Source organism: Cupriavidus sp. Met-2 (assembly GCF_049843575.1).
GTDB lineage: Bacteria > Pseudomonadota > Gammaproteobacteria > Burkholderiales > Burkholderiaceae > Cupriavidus > Cupriavidus metallidurans.
Genome location: NZ_JBBHZL010000043.1, coordinates 1 through 2725, shown reverse-complemented (window position 1 = coordinate 2725; position 2725 = coordinate 1). Strand labels below are relative to the sequence as shown.

Genomic DNA, 2725 nt, shown 5'->3' with positions numbered 1-2725 from the left:
CGCCATTTAACCGCGGCGTGACCCAGTCGCCCGAGACGAACATTTCCCGCGGAACCTCTGCGTAACGCCCCTCATCGGGTTCATACAGCGGGCGAATGGCTAGTGTCGACATCCAAAGGACCATTGCCAGTGTCATCGTCAAGACAGGCAAAATCCGTCGTTTTGAGAGCAGGCCCATGTAGTTACGGTTAAATTTCTGCCGATCAGACGTACGCGTCGCCTGTGCCACTTCCGAAAGCTACTCGCAGGATCGTGGTGCTGGGGCTTTGCAACGGACACGCGCTTCTTTTCGATCCCGAGTCTGCAGACCGTATTCACGGAAAGGGCTTGGGCCGCGAGGTGGCCGTTGCAATGTCTCGAACGCGATATTTTTGCATCCGGATGACAGATTTTAGGGTCCTGACCTGTCGAAAGGATTACGGGAAGATGACGTGCGGAGCCATCGACCGGGAAGTTGGGGATAGGGCGTTGTGTCGAGCGACTAAGGAGGAGGGAGCCTGACAGTCGGTTTTGCGGTTGCGCCGCGATCGCTGGACCTGAGGGAAGGCCTCTTAAGACCTTACAAACAGCGGCCGATGATCAAATGATGGCCATGGACGTCAGTCCAACCAATCAAGCGCGTGCTCGTCACACCCGGCCACCTTCAATTGGGCTTTAGTGAGCCGCATAGCACTAGAATCCATTCACGGCTCCAGCGCTCGCCCATCCAAATAACGTGATCTTCGCCGGAAGCATGTTGCCATGCGAAATCATCCACGATCTAAAGTGTGCGCCGGGCTCGACCGACCGGGCCGCGAAAATGAGCTCGGCCAGTCAAGAAGCCGCTTCCCGAATGCATTACGCACGTGCACGTAGACTGCTGGAGCTACGCCGCCTTACGCTCAGAGGGAGTTGCGGCTACTCCAGAGATTCGGGTGCCCGCCGAGGGCAGCAGTTGCGCGCCCATCCGAGTACTGAGAGCTGCTCCATGATTTCTCCATCGACCTCCACTCGGTACGAGCTGTCGGCGAGCCGCAGCCACGACGTCACTAATCCAAGCTGCATCAGGCTCTGCAAGGTCGCTTCCATCTCCACCGCTTGCAACTCAGCGGCATCTGGATCGCCGCTGGGCGCCTCCAAGACTATTGCACCATTCTGGGCCATCGCCTGTATCCTCTCGCTTTAGGAAGTCGTGCCAAGACGCGATCTTATTTTATGCGCAGTTCATTTACGCATAATTAATCGATTTACTTGCTTTCGGGGGGGCTATCCGGATGGAGCGAGCCTGGAGCGGCCCCCTGAATTGCCGGACACAGTTCCCCCTTACAATGAACTTACAGGCGGGGGCATACGACTGTGTTTCGATTGAGCGCGAGAGCTGTGAGCCGGGCAAGACGGTGTTGATGGTGGCGTGCCAGCAAGGCGGAAATCCGAATCACCTCCTTCATTGGCGCAAGCTGTACCAGGACGGCAGTCTATCGGCGGTTAGGGCTGGTGAAGAAGTCGTGCCGCCATCGAGCCTGAGCGACGCGCTCAAGCAAGTCCGTGAGCTACAGCGCATGCTGGGGCAAGAAGACCATGGAGAACGAGATTCTCCGTGAGGCAGTGGAGGTGATGACCTCGCGAAAATAATTTGCGCGCTCAACCTCATTGGCGGGGGACGACCTGTGAAGCTGGTCTGCGAAGTTCTCGGTGTAGCGCGATCAAAAATGTAGAAGAGAAGCTTGCTCGGCCTGCAGACTGGCAAGACGGGCGCAGTGCCAGGCAAACCGACGATTGGGGTTACCCCGTTTTTTCGGACAGATCTGCATTGGAATCTTAGTTCGATGGGTTGTCTCCTTGTGATGGGGCGGTGAAGGCTGAGTGTTGCGTCAGATCCTTGTCATGGGCGGTCATCCTTTCAAACTCCTGCGGGCTTCGATAGCGCAACGCGCTGTGCAAGCGATGTGGGTTGTACCAGCCTTCGATCCAAGTGAACAAGGCGCGCCGCGCGTCATCATGCGTGGCAAAGTGCGAACGCATCAGCAGCTCGCATTCGAGCGTTGCAAAGAAGCTTTCACACATGGCGTTGTCATAAGCATCGCCCGCCGATCCCATCGAGGGCTGCACCCCGGCGTACTAAGGGTGATGAGGCCCGCTGACAACTGCGGGGCGTCAAGTTTACTATGCAGAACATTGCGGCGACATTGCCGAATGGTTACGCACCAACGCATCGAACCCGACGCCCGTTCTCCGAAGCACTTGGGTTACCATGAGCTAACGCTGACGCTTCGTCAGGCAACTTCTTCTGCCGCAAAGCACTCGACGGCGGACTGCGCCGTCATCATCTCGTAATCCCCCCGACAGGTGAGCGCCCTAGAATCCCGCTGTTCGCTCTCTGCTGGCCAAGTCGCCATCCTTCGGACTCCCGCGTGAATCGCATCCTCGGCTCGTGGGGCGTCAAGCGGCGCCGCGTGAACTGCTCCATGATCCAACATCACGACGGCGACGAACCACATCCGGCATCTATGTCGTTGCGCCCTGAGAGCATTTGACCAAGCGCGGTAGCAGTGGCCACCGCACACCTGGACGGGCAGTCTCTTGAAGCGACAGATTTTCATGGCTTTGACCATCGCACTCACGGTGGTCCTCTGGATGTCCACGCTATCCGTGCGTCCCCTCTATGAACCCGACGAGGGTCGTTACGCCGAGGTTCCGCGCGAGATGTTCGTCTCCGGCGATTGGGTCACGCCGCGGTTGAACGGCA

3 pseudogenes are annotated in these 2725 nt (G+C 58.0%); 1 reads left to right on the top strand and 2 read right to left on the bottom strand.

Annotation, left to right across the window (positions count from 1 at the left end):
- Positions 1–178 (bottom strand): annotated as a pseudogene (locus tag WD006_RS29250) (glycosyltransferase family 39 protein); the annotation flags it as partial.
- 1129 nt (positions 179–1307) lie between these two features.
- Here WD006_RS29250 and WD006_RS29245 point away from each other — a divergent pair.
- Positions 1308–1756 (top strand): annotated as a pseudogene (locus WD006_RS29245) (transposase); the annotation flags it as partial.
- A 41-nt stretch (positions 1757–1797) separates the two neighbouring features.
- Here the strand turns inward: WD006_RS29245 and WD006_RS29240 are convergent.
- Positions 1798–2094 (bottom strand): annotated as a pseudogene (locus WD006_RS29240) (integrase core domain-containing protein); the annotation flags it as partial.
- Positions 2095–2725 lie beyond the last annotated feature (631 nt).